The sequence below is a fragment of the Pseudomonas sp. MWU16-30322 genome, assembly GCF_020515535.1.
GTDB lineage: Bacteria > Pseudomonadota > Gammaproteobacteria > Pseudomonadales > Pseudomonadaceae > Aquipseudomonas > Aquipseudomonas fluorescens_H.
The window spans coordinates 141,760-160,370 of record NZ_JAIWYL010000004.1; the positions used below are offsets into that span (position 1 = coordinate 141,760).

An 18,611-nucleotide genomic window follows, 5' to 3' on the forward strand; every position below is an offset into this window, starting at 1 on the left:
ACGCGGGGCTGCGAACCAGAGCGTTCGGGCCGCCGGTACTGGAGAAAAAAAGCATGAGCAACTGGTTGGTAGACAAACTGATCCCTTCGATCATGCGTTCGGAGGTCAAGAAGAGCTCGGTGCCTGAAGGTCTGTGGCACAAATGCCCGTCCTGCGAGGCTGTGCTGTATCGCCCTGAGCTGGAAAAGACCCTGGACGTTTGCCCCAAGTGCAACCACCACATGCGCATCGGCGCACGGGCGCGCATCGACATCTTCCTGGATGCCGAAGGCCGCAACGAGCTGGGTGCAGACCTGGAGCCGGTTGACCGTCTGAAATTCCGCGACGGCAAGAAGTACAAGGACCGTCTGGTCGCAGCCCAAAAGCAGACCGGCGAAAAAGACGCGCTGATCTCCGTCAGTGGCACCCTGTTGGGTATGCCGGTGGTGGTGTCGGCGTTCGAATTCAGCTTCATGGGCGGTTCCATGGGCGCCATCGTCGGTGAACGCTTCGTGCGCGCCGCCAACTACGCCCTGGAAAACCGTTGCCCGATGATCTGCTTCGCCGCCTCCGGTGGTGCGCGCATGCAGGAAGCGCTGATCTCGCTGATGCAGATGGCCAAGACTTCGGCCGTCCTGGCACGTCTGCGTGAAGAAGGCATTCCGTTCATCTCGGTGCTGACCGACCCGGTCTACGGCGGCGTTTCCGCCAGTCTGGCAATGCTCGGCGACGTGATCGTCGGTGAGCCGAAAGCCCTGATCGGCTTCGCCGGTCCGCGTGTGATCGAGCAGACCGTGCGTGAAAAGCTGCCGGAAGGCTTCCAGCGCAGCGAGTTCCTGCTGGAGCATGGCGCGATCGACCTGATCATTGATCGTCGTGAACTGCGTCCACGTCTGGGCAATCTGCTGGCGCAACTGACCGGCCAGCCGACTCCGACCTACGTCGCCGCTCCTGTCGAGCCAATCGTCGTTCCACCGGTGCCTGCCAACGTATGACCGAGCGTACCCTTGGCGAGTGGCTCGCCTACCTTGAGCAGTTGCATCCATCGGCCATCGACATGGGGCTGGAGCGTTCGCAACAGGTAGCGTCCCGCATGGGGCTGGGCCAGCCGGCGCCTCGGGTGATTACGGTTACCGGCACCAACGGCAAGGGTTCGACCTGCGCTTTCGTGGCTTCGTTGCTGCGGGCGCAGGGCCTGAACGTGGGTGTCTACAATTCTCCGCACCTGCTGCGTTACAACGAGCGGGTGCAGCTTAACGGCTTCGAAGTCACTGACGCACAGCTGTGCGAAGCTTTCGCTGCGGTCGAGGCCGGGCGTGGCGACACTTCCCTCACTTACTTCGAAATGGGCACCCTGGCGGCGTTCTGGCTGTTTCAGCAGGCAAAACTTGACGCTGTGGTGCTGGAAGTCGGGCTGGGCGGGCGTCTGGACACGGTCAATGTGGTGGACGCCGATATCGCGCTGGTCACCAGCATTGGCGTCGATCATGCCGAATACCTGGGCAATACCCGCGAATCCGTGGCCTTCGAGAAGGCCGGGATTTTCCGCCAGGGCAAACCTGCGCTGTGCGGCGACCTGAATCCTCCGCAACCTCTGCTCGACAAGGTTCGCGAGCTGGCGTGCCCGTTCTCTCTGCGCGGGCGCGACTTCGATCTGGGAATCACCGATCACAACTGGCAATGGCGCGGCACTGACGCACAGGGTCAGGCGGTCGAATTGCATGATTTGCCGCTGCTTGATCTGCCCATGGAAAACGCAGCGCTGGCATTGCAGGCGTATCTGCTGCTCGGTTTGCCGTGGAATGCGTCGCAAATTGTTGCTGCCTTGCAGGCCACTCGCGTGGTCGGCCGGCTGGATCGCCGCTCGTTCGAGTTCAACGGCAAGCGCCTGAACCTGCTGCTGGACGTGGGCCATAACCCGCACGCGGCGGAGTATCTGGCGCGACGTCTGGCCAGCCGGCCACCGGTGGGCAAGCGTCTGGCGGTCTTTGGCCTGTTGGCGGACAAGGATCTGGATGGTGTTGTCGGCGAATTGAATGCTAGTGTCCAGCACTGGGCGGTAGCGCCGCTGGATTCGCCGCGTGCGCGTCCGGTCAGTGAATTACACGCGGCGTTGCAGAACCTTGGCGCGTCCGTCACGTCCTATGACAGTGTCGCGGCTGCGCTGGAAGGGCAGTGCGAGATCGCAACCAGCGACGACGAGATTCTGTTGTTCGGATCATTTTATTGTGTCGCCGAGGCCCTTGAATGGCTGGCCCGGCGCTCCACGGAGGAAGCGGCAAATGGCTTTGCTGGATAAAGCGTACAAGCAGCGCATGGTTGGTGCCCTGGTGCTGGTGGCGCTGGCGGTGATTTTCCTGCCGATGCTGTTTTCCCGTCAGGACGAGCAGCGCCAGGTCACGGTCGATGCACCGGCTGCGCCGCAAGCGCCTGCCGTGCCGCAAGTGCAGCTTGAGCCGGTAGCCGTGCCCGAGCCGCAAGCACTGCCGCAGGAACCGGTCCCGAGTGATGATGAGGTGGCCGAGCAATCGGCGCCGTCGATGCCGATTGCCCCAGCACCAGCTCCGGTAGCCAAACCGGTTGCGCCTGCGCCAGTCGCCAAGCCTGCTCCGGCGCCGGCTCAACCGATTGCTGCCGCTCCGGCCAAGCCTGACACCACACAAAGCCGCGTCGACGCCAACGGTCTGTCGGTCAGCTGGTCGGTGCAACTGGCCAGTCTGTCGAGTCGCGCCAGCGCCGAAAGCCTGCAGAAAACCCTGCGCAGCCAAGGCTACAACGCCTACATCCGTTCCGCCGATGGCAAGAATCGGGTGTTCGTCGGCCCGCTGATCGAGCGCGCCGAAGCCGATCGTCTGCGTGATCTATTGGGCCGTCAGCAGAACCTCAAGGGTTTTGTCGTGCGCTTCCAGCCTGAGCGTGGCTAAAAACTATCGTCCGGATTGAAATGCACTGACAATCGCAGCTTACCGACAGCGGTGCGCTCTGCTAAAATGCGCCGCCTTATCCGTCTGTAGGCTGCACTGTGCCATTTACCATGGTTGACTGGGCGATTGTTGCAATCATCGCCATCTCCGCTTTGATCAGTTTGAGCCGCGGCTTCGTCAAGGAAGCATTATCGCTGGTGACCTGGATCATCGCAGGAGCTGTTGCCTGGATGTTCGGTGGCTCACTGTCCGAGTACCTCGCCGGATACATCGAAACCCCATCGGCTCGCGTGATCGCGGGCTGTGCCATCATGTTTGTCGCCACACTGATCGTGGGCGCAATGATCAATTATCTTATCGGCGAGTTGGTTCGCGTGACCGGGTTGTCCGGCACCGACCGATTCCTGGGCATGGCCTTCGGCGCGGCGCGTGGCGTGTTGCTGGTGGTCGTGGCAGTCGGGCTGTTGAGCCTGGGGCCGGTACAGCAGGACGGGTGGTGGAAAGAGTCACAGCTCGTGCCAAAGTTTCTATTGGTCGCCGATTGGTCCAAAAACCTGATTCTCGGGTGGAGCAGTCAGTGGCTTGCCAGCGGAATCAGCGTACCCGCTGATATTCCGTTCAAGGAGCAACTCTTGCCGTCGGCCAAAACGCCTCAGTGAGTGTTGTTCAGTTCAGATCCATTAAGTAGGGGTTGCGTCGCATGTGTGGCATCGTCGGTATCGTCGGTAAGTCGAACGTCAATCAGGCGCTGTATGACGCGCTAACCGTGCTCCAGCACCGCGGCCAGGACGCTGCCGGTATCGTGACCAGCCATGATGGCCGGTTATTCCTGCGCAAGGACAATGGCCTGGTGCGTGACGTGTTTCAGCAGCGTCACATGCAGCGCCTGGTCGGCCACATGGGTATCGGTCACGTCCGTTACCCGACTGCCGGCAGCTCGACCTCGGCCGAAGCGCAGCCGTTTTACGTCAACTCGCCTTACGGCATCACCCTGGCGCACAACGGCAACCTGACCAACGTTGAACAGTTGGCCAAGGAAATCTACGAATCCGACCTGCGTCACGTCAATACCAGTTCCGACTCGGAAGTATTGTTGAACGTGTTCGCTCACGAGCTGGCCCAGCGCGGCAAGCTGCAGCCGACCGAAGAAGATGTATTTGCCGCCGTGACCGACGTGCACAACCGTTGCGTCGGCGGTTACGCGGTGGTGGCGATGATCACCGGTTACGGCATCGTCGGTTTCCGTGACCCGCACGGCATTCGTCCGATCGTGTTCGGCCAGCGTCACACCGACGAAGGCGTCGAGTACATGATCGCTTCCGAAAGCGTTTCGCTGGACGTGCTCGGTTTCACTCTGATTCGCGACCTGGCCCCGGGCGAAGCGGTCTACATCACTGAAGACGGCAAGCTGCACACTCGTCAGTGCGCGACCAACCCGTCCCTGACCCCGTGCATCTTCGAACACGTCTATCTGGCGCGTCCGGATTCGATCATCGACGGTGTGTCGGTGTACAAGGCGCGTCTGCGCATGGGCGAGAAACTCGCCGAGAAGATCCTGCGCGAGCGTCCAGAGCACGACATCGACGTGGTCATCCCGATCCCGGACACCAGCCGCACCGCCGCGCTGGAACTGGCGAACCACCTGGGCGTGAAATTCCGCGAAGGCTTCGTCAAGAACCGTTACATCGGCCGGACCTTCATCATGCCGGGTCAGGCGGCGCGCAAGAAGTCGGTTCGCCAGAAGCTCAACGCGATCGAGCTGGAATTCCGCGGCAAGAACGTGATGCTGGTCGACGACTCGATCGTGCGCGGCACCACCTGCAAGCAGATCATCCAGATGGCTCGCGAAGCCGGCGCGAAAAACGTCTACTTCTGCTCGGCGGCTCCGGCCGTACGCTTCCCGAACGTTTACGGCATCGACATGCCGAGCGCTCACGAACTGATCGCGCACAATCGTTCGACTCAGGATGTGGCGGATCTGATCGGCGCTGACTGGCTGATCTATCAGGACCTGCCTGACTTGATCGAAGCGGTCGGTGGCGGCAAGATCAAGATCGAAAACTTCGATTGCGCAGTGTTCGACGGCAAGTACGTCACCGGCGACGTCGACGAGGCTTACCTGGACAAGATCGAGCAGGCACGCAACGATGCCTCCAAGGTCAAGACCCAGGCGGTCAGTGCGATCATCGATCTGTACAACAACTGAGTTTCTACCGGCCCTGAGGGGCCGGTTTTGTATCTGGCAAAAGACTTTCATTTATTCAGAACAGGGCAAGGAGTGACAGCATGAGTCAGGAATGGGATGCCGGTCGGCTGGACAGCGACCTCGAAGGCGTAGCGTTCGATACCCTGGCCGTACGTGCCGGTCAGCACCGTACGCCGGAAGGCGAACACGGTGATCCGATGTTCTTCACTTCCAGCTACGTGTTCCGTACCGCCGCCGACGCGGCTGCGCGGTTTGCCGGGGAAGTGCCGGGCAACGTTTACTCGCGCTACACCAACCCGACCGTGCGCGCGTTCGAAGAGCGTATCGCCGCGCTGGAAGGCGCCGAACAAGCGGTCGCCACCGCCACGGGCATGGCCGCGATCATGGCTGTCGTGATGAGCCTGTGCAGCGCCGGTGATCACGTCCTGGTGTCGCGCAGCGTGTTCGGTTCGACCATCAGTCTGTTCGAGAAGTACTTCAAGCGTTTCGGTGTGCAAGTCGACTACGTGCCGCTGGCCGACCTGTCGGGTTGGGAGGTGGCGATCAAGCCGAACACCAGGCTGCTGTTCGTCGAGTCGCCGTCCAACCCGCTGGCTGAGCTGGTGGATATCGCCGCGCTGGCGGAAATCGCTCACGCCAAAGGCGCGATGCTGGTGGTCGACAACTGCTTCTGCACGCCTGCCTTGCAGCAGCCGCTGAAACTCGGCGCGGACATCATCGTGCACTCGGCGACCAAGTTCATCGACGGTCAGGGCCGTTGCATGGGCGGTGTGGTGGCTGGTCGCAGCGAGCAGATGAAAGAAGTTGTCGGTTTCCTGCGCACCGCCGGGCCGACACTGAGCCCGTTCAACGCCTGGATCTTCCTCAAGGGCCTGGAAACCCTGAATCTGCGGATGAAGGCGCACTGCGCCAACGCCCAGCAACTGGCCGAATGGCTGGAGCAGCAGGACGGTATCGAGAAGGTTCATTACGCCGGTCTCAAGAGCCATCCGCAGCATGAACTGGCCCAGCGTCAGCAGAAGGGCTTCGGTGCGGTGGTGAGTTTCGAGGTCAAGGGCGGCAAAGAGGGCGCGTGGCGCTTTATCGACGCCACTCGCTTGATCTCGATCACCGCCAACCTCGGTGACAGCAAAACCACCATCACCCATCCGAGCACCACCTCCCATGGCCGTCTGGCGCCACAGGAGCGTGAAGCCGCAGGGATTCGTGACAGCCTGATCCGCATCGCGGTCGGTCTGGAAGACGTGGCGGACCTGCAGGCCGACCTGTCGCGCGGTCTGGCGGCGTTGTGATCGAATTGTCTACTCCGAAGGCGGGGACCCATGGCCGCGTGGCGTTGGTCACCGGTGCTGCGCGTGGCATCGGTCTGGGTATTGCTGCCTGGCTGATCAGCGAAGGCTGGCAAGTGGTGCTGACCGATCTGGATCGTGTGCGCGGTTCGAAAGTGGCGAAGGTGCTGGGCGAGAATGCCTGGTTCATCGCCATGGACGTGGCGGATGAGAGCCAGGTCGCGCTGGGTGTCGCCGAAGTGCTTGGGCAGTTTGGTCGTCTCGATGCGTTGGTGTGCAACGCGGCGGTGGCTGATCCGCATAACATCACTCTGGAAAGTCTTGATCTGGCTTACTGGAACCGGGTGCTGGCGGTCAATCTCAGTGGGCCGATGTTGCTGGCCAAACACTGTGCGCCGTATCTGCGCGCGCATAACGGCTCGATCGTCAATCTGGCCTCGACCCGTGCGCGGCAGTCGGAGGCTGATTCCGAGGCGTATGCGGCGAGCAAGGGCGGCTTGTTGGCGTTGACCCATGCGTTGGCGATCAGCCTCGGGCCGGAGATTCGCGTCAATGCGGTCAGTCCGGGCTGGATCGATGCACGGGATCCATCCGCACGCCGTGCCGAGCCGCTGGCCGATGCCGATCATGCGCAGCATCCGGCGGGCAGGGTAGGGACGGTCGAGGATGTGGCGGCGATGGTGGCGTGGCTGTTGTCGCGCAATGCCGGTTTTGTCACCGGGCAGGAATTCGTCGTTGATGGTGGCATGACCAAGAAGATGATTTACACCGAGTAGATCGCGTTCTTCTCCTGAATTTGCGTCAAATGGGCTGCCGTCTTCGCGAGCAAGCTCGCTCCCACATGAGGAATGCATTTCCCTGTGGGAGCGGGCTTGCTCGCGAAGGCGGTCTCGCAGGTAGGAAGCAATTTTGTCTTTTTCAGAAAAACTTCAATCCTGCTATTGACTTAGGTTCGCTACCTGCGTAAATTTCGCGGCCTCGGAGATGCAAACGGGTGATTAGCTCAGCTGGGAGAGCGTCTGCCTTACAAGCAGAATGTCGGCGGTTCGATCCCGTCATCACCCACCACTCCCCGAGAAACTTGCGCAAGCAAGAGGTAGGCTGAAAGTGCCTCCACCGACGCGCAGCGGTAGTTCAGTCGGTTAGAATACCGGCCTGTCACGCCGGGGGTCGCGGGTTCGAGTCCCGTCCGCTGCGCCATATTTTACGAGTCAGACGCTGTCTGGTTCGCGATTGAAAAGCACCGAAGCTTTCAGTCAAAACGAGTTACTTGAGCGCAAGCTCAAAGCGATACGCAGCGGTAGTTCAGTCGGTTAGAATACCGGCCTGTCACGCCGGGGGTCGCGGGTTCGAGTCCCGTCCGCTGCGCCATATCTGTTTCAAGGACCGCTGAACGCCTTGAAACACCGAAAGCAACCGTTGGTTGTTTCGGAATCGATAGCAAAGACCCTGGTCGAAAGACCGGGGTTTTTTGTGTCTGAAATTTGCTATTTCCCTCCTTTTCCTCCTGCCCACACCCTGACTCCATTACAAATTCCCTTGTGGGAGCGGGCTTGCTCGCGAAAGCGGTATGTCAGTTAAAAATGGGCTGCCTGACACCACACCTTCGCGAGCAAGCCCGCTCCCACAGTGGGTTGTCGGTTTACCCGGCGATCTGCTGCGGTGCCACGTCGCATTGATTTTTTGATTCTTTAGTCAAATTTTTGTAACTGGTTGTTTGCCGGACGCTCAGAAACCTTTAAAGTTAACCTTTCGGTCAGCTTTGCACTGTCAACACGCCCTTTGTTTAGCCAAGAAGGGCTTCTGCAAGACTCGAGATTCCCAGTAGATAACCAGAAGGGCGGACACATAACCGCCCAGAGGATGATCCATGTCCAACCGTGATATATCCCGGCGCTCGTTCCTCCAGGGCGGGCTGGTGGCGGGTGTGAGCGTCACGCTCACGCCGCTCAGCAGTCAGGCGCTGGCTGCCTTGATGGAAAACAGCGTAACCGTGCCGTCCGAAAAGTGGCTCGGCCACAACGGCAAGGCACGTCAACGTAACGACGCCCTGTCCAAGGTCTGCGGCAGCAAAGTGTTTGCCCGCGACATTCGCTCCAAGGACATGCCGGGCTGGCCTGAACAGCAAGGCCACGCCATGCTGCTGAAAACCATCAAGGCTGACCGTATCTACGCCGGTTACGACCTGTCGTGGCTTGGTGCCGACTTGCAACCTGACCGTATCGTCACCGCTGCCGATCTGGACAAGGACGGCATCGTCTTCCCGGAAGAGCACGCGCCGGACCCGTTGCTGCCGGAAGGCAAAGTGCCGATGTTCATCGGTCACCCGGTGGCGATCCTGATCTGGAACGATTTCGAGCGTTTCCGTCAGGCCAAGAACAAACTCAAATTCAATGACAAGGCGATTCGTTACGGTGCACAAGTGCCGTACTACGAAGGCGACCCCTATGGCAGCTTCCGCTACGTGCGTGTGGGCGGCCCGACCTCGGCCGACGAAGACGAGTTCGCCAGCCTCAAGGACTCGATCCTGTTCCCGATGCTGAAGAACCGTCGCCCGGTATGGAATTCCCAGCCGAACCTGCACGGCAACCTGACCGAGCGCGGCCTGTTCTACGCCGATCGCATGAAGCAGCAGATCGACACGCCACCGGACAACTGGCTGGTGTTCGACGAACGTTACAAAACCCCGTCGATCGAACCGGCCGCCATGGAGCCAGACAACGGTAACGGCTGGTACGACCCGGCAACCAAGACCCTGCACTTCGTGGTCGCCACTCAGTGCCCGCTGGAAGCCGCGACCGAAACCGCGAAAATGATCGCGCCATCGCGCTTCGGCCTGGCGAACCTGAACATGCACCCGGGCTACACCGTGGGCTACGGTTCCAAAGACCACAACATCTTCGTCTACTACGCGGCCCTCGCTGCGCTGTATGGCGCTGGTGTGCCGATCCGTCTGGCCAATGACCGCTACGAGCAGTTCCAGAGCGGCATCAAGCGCCACCCGTTCGACATCCGCTACCAACTGGCGGTGGACAAGAACGACTACAGCTTCAAGATTTTCCGTGCCGAGATGAGCGTCGACGGTGGCGGCCGAATCAACTACAGCCCTTCAGTAGCGGCAGTGGGTGCCACGGCAGCCCAGTCGATCTACTACATGCCGCAGAACGATCTGCAGGTCACCGCTTACCACTCGCGCGGTGTTGAAGCGGGTTCGATGCGCGGTTACGGCACCCTGCAAAGCATGGCCTCGACCGAAATGATGGTCGACGAAATCGCCAATCGCCTCGGTGTCGACGCGATTGATCTGCGTCGCAAGAACGCCTTGCGTTCGGGCATGAAAAACACCCAGGGCGCGATTCCGGCCGGTGCTCTGCGCCTGCACGAGATTCTCGACAAGGCCTCGGTGCACGAAGTCTGGAAAAACCGCGACGCGATCAAGAAACAGCGCGAAGCCGCCGACCCGGACAACTGGTACGGCGTGGGTTTCGCGATTTGCCAGAAAGACTTCGGCACCGGCTCCGAAGCGCCGATGGCCAGTATCGAGTTCACCGCCGAGGGGCGCATCACCCTGCGTCACATCGGTATCGAAATCGGCACCGGCATGTCCACTTCGCAAGCGCTGGTTGTTGCCGACTTCCTCGGTAGCCCGGCACACGACGTCAAGACCGGCGAAACCGAATGGAAGGAAATGCAGCTGATCACCAGCGGCAACCCTTACATCATGAGCCAGGCCGAGCAGGACAACCTGCTGCGCAACCCGCGCTGGGTCGGCAAGTTGGCCTCGGCGTCGTCCGCGACCAACTCGGCTTACTACTTCAGCCACGCCACCCGTGAAGCGGCGCGCGTGCTGTTCAACAACGGTTTGTGGCCGGCGGCCATGGAGATCTGGCGCCAAGGGCCTTACGGCGGTCAAGCCAACCCTTATGTCGTGCGTCGTGAAGATGCGCATTGGGTCGACGGCAAACTCACTGCCAACGGTATGCAGCCATTGAGCTTCGAAGAGCTGGCCAAGCATGCTCACGAGCGTGGTCTGGTGACCGGTGCCACCGTTCACGCATTCAACCGCTGGAGCTGGGCCGAGGCCGAATACAGCATCGACGGCGTGCGCGAGCGTCTGCCGCTCGACGGTCTGGCAGTGAAGTACGGTGATGGCGCGCCGAAGGCGAAGAAAGCGCTGATGAGCACAGCGGGTTTCCACCTGTTGGATCGTCAGAACATCAACTACCCGGTGGTCCAGTTGAACAACGCCGCGGTGACTTACTACAGCCCGGTGGCGACGCTGGTAGAGCTCAAGGTCAACAAAGGCTCGGCGGAAGTCGAAGTGCTCAACCACCACTCGTGGGTCGAGTGCGGTCGGGTGCTGGTCGAAGAACTGGTCAAGGGCCAGCTCGAAGGCGGGATCGCCATGGGCATTGGTCATGCGCTGATGGAAGAGATGCCGCTGTACGAAGGCGGGCCGGGGGAGGGTGACTGGAACTTCAACCGTTATCGCCTGCCGATGGCCCGTCACGTGGCGGTGTGGAAGCAGACTGCGGAGATTCTGCCGCCGCTGTCGCCAAGCGATCCGTCCAAAGGCATCGCCGAAGTGGTGATGATCCCGGTGGTCGGTGCCATCGGTAACGCCGTGGCGCACGCCATCGGTAAACGTGTTCGCGATCTGCCAATCACTGCTGCGCGCATCAAGGAGGCCCTCAATGGCTAACCGTCCGCTTCAACTGACCCTCAATGGTCAATCCGTCGGCCCGGTGGACATCCCTGATGACCTGCCGATGATCGACTATCTGCACGAATACAAGAACCTCACCGGTTCGCGCCTGGGCTGCGGCCAGGGCATTTGCCACGCCTGCGTGGTGATCGTCGACAACCCGGACGGCACCAGCGAAGAAGTGCGCACCTGCATCACTGGCGCGCATTACTTCGAAGGCAAGAAAGTCCGCACCATCGAAAGTCACGCCAAGCGTGATGAGAGTGGTCAGGTCACCGAGCTGAACCCGATCCAGCAGCGCTTCGTCGACGAATTCGCCTTCCAGTGCAGCTACTGCGCGCCGGGCTTCGTCAACGCCGCGACGGTGCTGGTAGAGAAGCTGCAGCGCCAGCCGATCGTCAAAAGCCAACTGGAAAAAGTCATCGAGGACAGCCTCGGCCACCACATCTGCCGTTGCACCGGGTACGTGCGTTACTACAACGCCACGCGCAACGTGCTGACCGATCTCGGCCTGGTCAAGGAGGGTTGAGCATGAAGCATCTATTGACCCGCCTGACCCTGGCGGTCGGGCTGGCTGCACCGGTGTTGTTTGCTCACGCTGATGATCAGGTCAAGCGCGGCGAATACCTCGCCCGCGCCGCCGACTGCATGGCGTGCCATACCGCGCCGGGCGGTGCGCCGTTTGCCGGCGGGCTGCCGATCGTCTCGCCGTTCGGCACGATCTACGGCACCAACATTACCCCGAGCAAAGAGCACGGCATCGGCTTGTACAGCGATGACGAATTCTTCGCTGCGCTGACCGAAGGCAAGCGTCGCGACGGGGCGAATCTGTATCCGGCGATGCCCTACACCTCGTATCACCTGGTGCCTCGGGAAGACTCGGATGCAATCCACGCTTACTTGAAAACCATCGAGCCGATCGAGCGCGCTGCGCCGGTCACCAGCCTGAGTTTTCCGTTCAACGTGCGTCCGGGCCTGATCGGCTGGAACATGATGTATGGCAAGGCCTTGAAACTCGAGTCGGGCGAAGGCAAAAGCGAAGCCTGGAAGCGCGGTCAGTACATGGTTGAGGTGCTCGGCCACTGCGGCGAATGCCACACGCCACGCGGCCTGCCGGGTGCGATGCAATTGGACAAGCGCCTGACCGGCGGCATCCTCAACGGTTATCTGGCACCGAGCCTGCTCGCCACCGATCTGGCGGCGCGCGGCTGGAATCAGCAGGACCTGAGCACGTTCCTCAAGCACGGCATGAGCGCCCAGGGCACGATGTTCAACGAGATGTTCCCGGTGTTTCACAACAGCACCCAGGGCCTGAACGATCAGGATCTGGCGGCGATGGCGACGTTCCTGCTCGGCGACAAACCACCAGTAGCCAAAGAGCTGGCTGAAGTGTCGCTGGACAAACTCAGCCCAAGTGCCCAGCGCGGCCGTCAGGAATATTTGAACGTCTGCGCCGGTTGTCATGCTGCCGGTGGCGAAGGCAAACCGCACATCGCCGTGGCCATGCGCGGCAACACCACGCTGCGTCTGGAAGATCCGCGCAACCTGGTGCGGGTGATCGAGGACGGCATCGGCGAGCAGAAATTCGCTGGGTTCGAACACATGCAACCGATGCCGGGTTTCGCCGAGAAACTCAGCGCTGAACAGCTGACCGATCTGCTGAACTACCTGCGGCAAGGCTGGGGCGGTCAATCGGCAGCGTTGGCGGTGAGCGACGTGCAGAAACTGCAGGCTGACGCTCCGGCCGTCGAGCACAAGGCGCACTGACATGCAGCATCTCGATCTACAGGTTGTGCGGCGGGCACTGGAGTGGTCGGTGGCGGGGCAGCGCATTTGGCTTTGCACCGTGCTGACCACCTACGGCTCGGCGCCGCGTGCGCCGGGTTCGCTGCTGGCGGTGAACGAAACCGGCCAGTGGATCGGGTCGCTGTCCGGTGGTTGCGTCGAGGAAGACTTTCTCGAGCGCGTGGCTGAGGGCGCGTTTCTCGATGCGGTCAACGTCGTGCGTTACGGTGAAGGCGATGATCCGCGCTCGCGGGTCAGCCTGCCCTGTGGTGGCATTCTCGATGTACTGGTTGAGAAATTTGACGCCGGTTGCGAGGTGCAGGCGCATCTGCGTGAACTCGAATCGGCGTTGCTTGGGCAGCGCCGTTTGATTCGCGAAGTCGATCTGGCCAGCGGTGTGCGCAGTTTGTTCGCTGATCGCGAGCAGGGCGCACGCATCGAGCGCGAGATCGATCGGGTGCGGATTCGCATCGGTGCCGCTCAGCGCTTGTTGCTGGCGGGTTACTCCAGCGTGGCGCAGGCCTGTGCCGAGTTCGCGGTGGGGCTCGGCTTCGAGGTGATTCTCTGCGATCCGCGTGATGAAGTGCTCGAAGGCGTCGTACTGAATGGCGTGGAGATTCGTCGGCAACTGCCGTCGGTGTTTATCGCTGACGGCGGTTGTCATCGCGATACCGCGGTGGTGGCGCTGACCCATGATCCGCGCATCGACGATCCGGCGATGATGGAAGCGGTGCGCACCGAGGCGTTTTACATCGGCGTCATGGGGTCGCAGCAGACTTCGCAGAAACGCTTCGAGCGCTTGCGCAGGATTGGGGGGCTGGGGGAGGTAGAACTGGCGCGGATTCATGCGCCGATCGGGCTTAACCTGGGCAGCAAGACGCCGGCGGAGATCGCTTTGGCGGTGCTGGCGGATATCTTGCGGATTCGTAGCGGAATTACCCGAGACCAACTTTGATCTGAATTCTGCAAATATTTGTGGCGAGGGAGCTTGCTCCCGCTGGACTGCGCAGCAGGCCTTCTTTCTAGATAAAAGAGGGGCCGCTGCGCGACCCGGCGGGAGCAAGCTCCCTCGCCACAGTTGTTTGCCAGTCAAGAAAACTGATCAGAAACCCAGCTTGTCACGCAATCCGTAATACCACGCACCCAGCGCCGCAAATGGCGTACGCAGCAACTGCCCGCCCGGGAACGGGTAATGCGGCAGATCGGCAAATGCATCAAATCGCTCGGCCTGACCACGCAATGCTTCGGCCAGCACTTTGCCGGCCAGATGCGTGTACGTCACACCATGGCCGCTGCAGCCTTGCGAGTAGTAGATGTTGTCGCCAAGGCGCCCAACCTGCGGCAGACGCGACAGGGTCAGCAGGAAATTGCCGGTCCAGGCGTAATCGATCTTCACGTCCTTGAGTTGCGGGAATGCCTTGAGCATTTTCGGGCGGATGATCGCTTCGATGTTCGCTGGATCCCGCGCACCATACACCACGCCGCCGCCGAAGATCAGGCGCTTGTCGCCCGTCAGGCGGTAGTAGTCGAGCAGATAGTTGCAGTCTTCGACGCAGTAGTCCTGCGGCAGCAGGGTTTTCGCCAATTCATCGCCCAGCGGTTCGGTGGTGATCACCTGGGTGCCGCACGGCATGGATTTCGCCGCCAGTTCCGGCACCAGATTGCCGAGGTAGGCGTTGCCGGCAACGATGATGAACTTGGCCCTGACCTTGCCTTGCGGCGTGTGCACCACGGGGTTGGCGCCGCGCTCGATGCGCACGGCTGGCGACTGCTCATAGATCGTGCCGCCGAGGGATTCCACTGCAGCGGCTTCGCCGAGGGCCAGGTTCAGCGGATGAATGTGGCCGCCGCTCATGTCGAGCATGCCGCCGACGTATTGATCGCAGGCGACCACTTCGCGAATGCGGCGCTGGTCGAGCAGTTCCAGTTGGGTATGGCCGAAACGCTCCCACAGGCGTTTCTGCGATTCCAGATGGCCCATCTGCTTGGTCGTCAGCGCGGCGAACACGCCGCCGTCCTTCAGGTCGCACTGGATGTTGTACTTGGCGACGCGCTCACGAATGATCCGGCCCCCCTCGAAGGCCATCTGCCCGAGCAGTTGCGCCTGCTTGGGGCCAACGCTGCGCTCGATGACGTCGATGTCGCGGCTGTAGCTGTTGACGATCTGCCCGCCATTACGCCCCGACGCACCGAAGCCGACCTTGGCCGCTTCCAGTACCGTCACGCGAAAACCGTTCTCCAGCAGAAACAACGCCGAGGACAGCCCGGTGTACCCGGCGCCGATCACACAGACATCCGTCTCCACATCATCCTGCAAGGCCGGACGTGGCGGTACGGCATTGGCCGACGCAGCGTAATAAGACTCTGGGTAAGGGGTGTTCGCCATCCTGCAGCCTCTGTTTAATATATTTTACGAGTGCGTCGATCCTACCCGAGTTGAAAAACCTCCGCCAGCCACCGGAAAAATCTTCTCTACCGGCCCGAAATTAAATATTTTGCATATTCATAGGGTTAGGTGAAAAAAAGGTGTTGACACCCCTCCGGAATTCCGTAGAATGCCGCCTCACAGCAGGCACGTAGCTCAGTTGGTTAGAGCACCACCTTGACATGGTGGGGGTCGTTGGTTCGAGTCCAATCGCGCCTACCAAACAAAATCCGCTCTGCTGGGCGGTCTAGAAGGGCTCACCGAAAGGTGGGCCCTTTTTTGTTGTCTGCGATTTGCAAAACTTTTGCAAAACTTTTTCAAAACCCCCACCTCAGCGCACCCCTCGACACTTCGCCGCTTCCGTTACCCAAGCGCTTAGCGTGTTTCGAAATAACACGACCTGCTGATATGGCGTTCTGTTCTTTTTTGGATCCGTCGAAAAAGTGTGGATATTGAAGGGCTTACCGGTATTTTTAACCGACCGGTTATCAAAAAAATGTTGTTGCTGTTCGTGAACTTCAGTAACATCTGCCCCGCGTTCACCACCACGGTTTATGCATTTTTAAATCCCAAGCTTCCATCAGCTGCTTGGGATTTTTTTTGCCTGCGATTTGGCAATCCCTGTCTTTGTTCCCCCAGCTTTCGCGCGAAGCCTCCCGCGATCCACGATCGCGCATGGGCGAAGCCTCGATTTTTCGACTACTACTGACTGGCCTTTCCAGGGCTTTCTCAAAGGAGTTCGTCGATGCTGGCTCACTGGTTTCTTGCCGCAATTCATCTATTGGCTTTTGCCTTGGGCTTCTGGGCGGTATTGACTCGTGGTACGGCGTTCAGTCGCATGGCGGCGGGTGTCGGCGAGGCCAGGCGTGTTTTGCTCGCCGATAATCTGTGGGGGATTGCCGCGCTGGTTCTGCTGGTGACCGGGGGAATGCGCGCCTTCGGCGGATTTGAAAAGGGCACTGACTACTATCTGCATCAGCCGTTGTTTCATTTGAAGATGGCGTTGTTCGTACTGATTCTGCTGATTGAGCTGGCGCCGATGATCACGCTGATCAAGTGGCGGATCGCGTTGGCGCGGGGCAAGGCGTTCGATACCGGGCGTGCAAAGCTGTATGCACGGTTCAGTCACATCGAGGCGCTGCTGTTGGTATTGATGGTGATTGCAGCCACCGGCATGGCGCGCGGCGTGACGTTCGGCTAGCAGGGAGCAATTCTCTGTGTTCTCTCGGAAATGTCTGACAGCCAAGCTTGGCAGTCGCAGGTAGTATCGCGCTGCTGGGGAGAGGGAAGGGAGCGAATGAAGCGGAGAGGAAGGGCATGTGTCAGGCGCCGTGCCCAGTGAGTGGACTGGGGAGCGGATGGCAATACGGCGCGTGAATTTTTAGCCAGTCATTACGCAGAGGCAAACGAACTGGCTACTGACTGCGGGGTGGCTCAAGGCGTTTGTGGCTTGTCCGGGGCGGTCAGGCCAGCCTGAATGCGCTGATAGATCTCTTCACGGTGCACGGCAACGTTTTTCGGGGCGTTGATGCCGATACGGACTTGCTGACCGCTTACGCCGAGGATGGTGATGGTGATGTCATCACCAATGTTTATGCTTTCACCGACTTTGCGGGTGAGTATCAGCATGGTCTTCTCCTTGATTGCTTTGTAGGGCACCTGATTCAGACAGTGCAGAGGTCGGTGGTACGTATAGATTAGTGCGAAGTCTCACGGTTTGGGTGCCTCTTTCTGACGCGCAGATGTGGCATTAATTCCCAGGGCGTAACTATACAGAGGCTGCAATCATCAATCTCGTTGTTTTGTGCCCATTTTGCGGGCCTCGCGAAGTATTTATGAATGTTAAGATCGGCGCTTTGTGATTTTCGAGGAAAGCGTTGTGCGCAAATTGGTCTGGATGGTCGCGGCACTGGCATTGGCAGGGTGTGGTGAAGGCAAGAGTGTAGATGTGCAGAAGCCGAAAACGACAGTCGCGGCCGCGACTGCTGCGGCATCTGCTCCGCAGTGGGACCTCGAAGTACGCGGCGAAACGCCCCAGGCTGTCAGCGATCTGAGTGGCTGGTTGATCGAGCATGCATTCGTGCCGACCGTGATCAAGGACAGCAGCGGCAAGACACGGATCCTGATCGGTCCGTTCAACTCCCAGGCCGAGGCGCAAGCTCGCAAGGTAGAAGTGGATGCAGCATTGGTGAAAGCCAAGAAGCAGAATGTCGAGTCGGTCATCGTGGAGCATCCGCTCGCGCCGTAAGCAGCACATTCAGCGGAGCGGCCTAAAGGACATCGCAGGTGACTCGTCTTATACGAGTCAATCACGATTTCTCGAAGGAGCTCCGCATGGCCTCCGCCGCTCCCTACACACTCTTCAATGCAGTTCTGCATCGCAAGACCCTCTTGAGTCCGCACCTGATGCGGATCACGCTGACCGACCCCTCAATCAGTGGGATGGCCACCTGGGCGCCTGATCAGCGGATCAAACTGTTTTTCCCCGCTGAAGATGGAACACCCGCAAATCTTGCGCAGGAAGAGGGCTGGTACGCCCGTTTTCGCTCGATGCTCGCGAGTCGTCGACCAGCAATGCGCACTTACACCATCCGTCATTTGCGCGCCGAACAGGGTGAGGTCGATATCGATTTCGTTCTGCATGGCGAGACCGGCCCCGCTTCGCGCTGGGCGCTGCATGCGCAGCCGGGAGCGTCTTTGCAGATTCTTGCTCCCGACAGCGAGTTTTCGGCACAGGACGCCGGAGGATTCGAATGGAAACCGCCGCAGGTGCTCAAGGAGGTTTTGCTGGTGGCTGATGCCACGGCATTGCCGGCTGCGATGGGGATTCTCGAAGAGCTGGCTGCCATGTACGAGCCGCCCCGGACTCAGGCGTTCTTTGAGGTGGACAGTGCGCAAGACATGCTCTCGGTGCCGGATTGGCCCGGGCTGACAGTGCAGTGGCTGGTTCGCGATCAGGCGCCAGCAACAGTGGCTGGAGCGCTGATGGTGGAAGCGGTGATGCACGGGGTCCGGCCAACAGAGGGCCAATCACTCGGGCAGGTCGCTGAACTGGCCGAGGTCGATATCGACGAAAACATTCTTTGGGAGATCGCCAACACCGCCCCTGCAGGATTCTATGGCTGGATTGCCGGAGAAAGCGCTGCCGTCATGCGCCTGCGTAAATACCTGATCAAGGAATGCGGTATCCCGCGCGAGTCACTCAATCTGATGGGCTACTGGCGCTACAACAAAGCTGGCAGCTAAAAGCAAAAAAGGCCTCGAACACCACGTTCGAGGCCTTTTCTTTTGGGCTGAA

Annotated in this window: 16 protein-coding genes and 4 tRNA genes; 18 read left to right on the top strand and 2 right to left on the bottom strand. The window is 60.2% G+C overall.

Going from position 1 to position 18,611, the window contains the following annotated elements; genetic code table 11:
* Nucleotides 1-53: 53 nt before the first annotated feature.
* From accD to LCH64_RS09270, 14 genes are all read left to right on the top strand, one after another.
* Entirely contained in the window at nucleotides 54-974 is a 921-nt protein-coding gene (gene accD, locus LCH64_RS09205) for an acetyl-CoA carboxylase, carboxyltransferase subunit beta (RefSeq protein ID WP_027611535.1), read from the top strand.
* Complete coding sequence (folC, locus tag LCH64_RS09210) at nucleotides 971-2,278, top strand: bifunctional tetrahydrofolate synthase/dihydrofolate synthase (protein ID WP_226500034.1); 1,308 nt, start codon at nucleotides 971-973, stop codon at nucleotides 2,276-2,278. Before accD ends, folC begins: the two co-directional genes overlap by 4 nt.
* Nucleotides 2,262-2,903, top strand: a complete 642-nt coding sequence (locus tag LCH64_RS09215) for an SPOR domain-containing protein (protein ID WP_226500035.1) — start codon at nucleotides 2,262-2,264, stop codon at nucleotides 2,901-2,903. The genes folC and LCH64_RS09215 overlap by 17 nt, the downstream gene beginning before the upstream one ends.
* A 98-nt stretch (nucleotides 2,904-3,001) precedes the next feature.
* Nucleotides 3,002-3,562: a CvpA family protein gene (locus LCH64_RS09220; RefSeq protein ID WP_045122548.1), complete on the top strand. Its 561-nt coding sequence runs from the start codon at nucleotides 3,002-3,004 to the stop codon at nucleotides 3,560-3,562.
* Between the two features lie 41 nt (nucleotides 3,563-3,603).
* Complete coding sequence (gene purF / locus LCH64_RS09225; RefSeq protein WP_003226416.1) at nucleotides 3,604-5,109, top strand: amidophosphoribosyltransferase; 1,506 nt, start codon at nucleotides 3,604-3,606, stop codon at nucleotides 5,107-5,109.
* 80 nt (nucleotides 5,110-5,189) lie between these two features.
* Nucleotides 5,190-6,401, top strand: coding sequence for an O-succinylhomoserine sulfhydrylase (locus LCH64_RS09230; protein ID WP_226500036.1), 1,212 nt, complete (start codon nucleotides 5,190-5,192; stop codon nucleotides 6,399-6,401).
* Nucleotides 6,398-7,174, top strand: a complete 777-nt coding sequence (locus LCH64_RS09235) for an SDR family oxidoreductase (protein WP_003226413.1) — start codon at nucleotides 6,398-6,400, stop codon at nucleotides 7,172-7,174. The genes LCH64_RS09230 and LCH64_RS09235 overlap by 4 nt, the downstream gene beginning before the upstream one ends.
* Before the next feature lie 216 nt (nucleotides 7,175-7,390).
* Nucleotides 7,391-7,466: transfer RNA gene (locus LCH64_RS09240), tRNA-Val, on the top strand.
* Nucleotides 7,467-7,521: 55 nt separating this feature from the next.
* Nucleotides 7,522-7,598, top strand: a tRNA-Asp gene (locus LCH64_RS09245).
* A gap of 94 nt (nucleotides 7,599-7,692) precedes the next feature.
* Nucleotides 7,693-7,769, top strand: a tRNA-Asp gene (locus tag LCH64_RS09250).
* A gap of 499 nt (nucleotides 7,770-8,268) precedes the next feature.
* A complete protein-coding gene (locus tag LCH64_RS09255; RefSeq protein ID WP_139055549.1) occupies nucleotides 8,269-11,100 on the top strand; it encodes a xanthine dehydrogenase family protein molybdopterin-binding subunit in 2,832 nt (943 codons plus the stop codon).
* Nucleotides 11,093-11,632, top strand: a complete 540-nt coding sequence (locus LCH64_RS09260; RefSeq protein WP_003226408.1) for a (2Fe-2S)-binding protein — start codon at nucleotides 11,093-11,095, stop codon at nucleotides 11,630-11,632. The genes LCH64_RS09255 and LCH64_RS09260 overlap by 8 nt, the downstream gene beginning before the upstream one ends.
* 2 nt (nucleotides 11,633-11,634) lie before the next feature.
* Nucleotides 11,635-12,870 (top strand): cytochrome c, encoded by a 1,236-nt coding sequence (locus tag LCH64_RS09265; RefSeq protein ID WP_226500037.1) that lies wholly within the window; start codon nucleotides 11,635-11,637, stop codon nucleotides 12,868-12,870.
* A gap of 1 nt (nucleotide 12,871) precedes the next feature.
* Nucleotides 12,872-13,843 carry an XdhC family protein gene (locus tag LCH64_RS09270; protein WP_226500038.1) on the top strand — a complete coding sequence of 324 codons (972 nt, stop codon included), beginning with the start codon at nucleotides 12,872-12,874 and terminating at the stop codon, nucleotides 13,841-13,843.
* A gap of 147 nt (nucleotides 13,844-13,990) precedes the next feature.
* Here LCH64_RS09270 and LCH64_RS09275 read toward each other — a convergent pair whose 3' ends face one another.
* Nucleotides 13,991-15,274, bottom strand: coding sequence for an FAD-binding oxidoreductase (locus LCH64_RS09275; protein ID WP_003226404.1), 1,284 nt, complete (start codon nucleotides 15,272-15,274; stop codon nucleotides 13,991-13,993).
* Nucleotides 15,275-15,458: 184 nt separating this feature from the next.
* On the opposite strand from LCH64_RS09275, the gene LCH64_RS09280 reads away from it, so the two are divergent.
* Together LCH64_RS09280 and LCH64_RS09285 are read left to right on the top strand one after the other, a co-directional pair.
* Nucleotides 15,459-15,535 (top strand) — tRNA-Val (locus LCH64_RS09280).
* A 523-nt stretch (nucleotides 15,536-16,058) separates the two neighbouring features.
* Complete coding sequence (locus LCH64_RS09285; RefSeq protein ID WP_226500039.1) at nucleotides 16,059-16,514, top strand: DUF2214 family protein; 456 nt, start codon at nucleotides 16,059-16,061, stop codon at nucleotides 16,512-16,514.
* A 233-nt stretch (nucleotides 16,515-16,747) separates the two neighbouring features.
* Here the strand turns inward: LCH64_RS09285 and csrA are convergent, their stop codons facing one another.
* Nucleotides 16,748-16,942 (bottom strand): carbon storage regulator CsrA, encoded by a 195-nt coding sequence (gene csrA / locus LCH64_RS09290; RefSeq protein WP_003179932.1) that lies wholly within the window; start codon nucleotides 16,940-16,942, stop codon nucleotides 16,748-16,750.
* A gap of 250 nt (nucleotides 16,943-17,192) precedes the next feature.
* Between csrA and LCH64_RS09295 the strand changes: the two genes are divergently transcribed.
* Together LCH64_RS09295 and LCH64_RS09300 are read left to right on the top strand one after the other, a co-directional pair.
* Nucleotides 17,193-17,561: an SPOR domain-containing protein gene (locus LCH64_RS09295; RefSeq protein ID WP_226500040.1), complete on the top strand. Its 369-nt coding sequence runs from the start codon at nucleotides 17,193-17,195 to the stop codon at nucleotides 17,559-17,561.
* 86 nt (nucleotides 17,562-17,647) lie between these two features.
* Entirely contained in the window at nucleotides 17,648-18,559 is a 912-nt protein-coding gene (locus LCH64_RS09300; RefSeq protein ID WP_226500041.1) for a siderophore-interacting protein, read from the top strand.
* The last annotated feature ends 52 nt before the right edge of the window (nucleotides 18,560-18,611 follow it).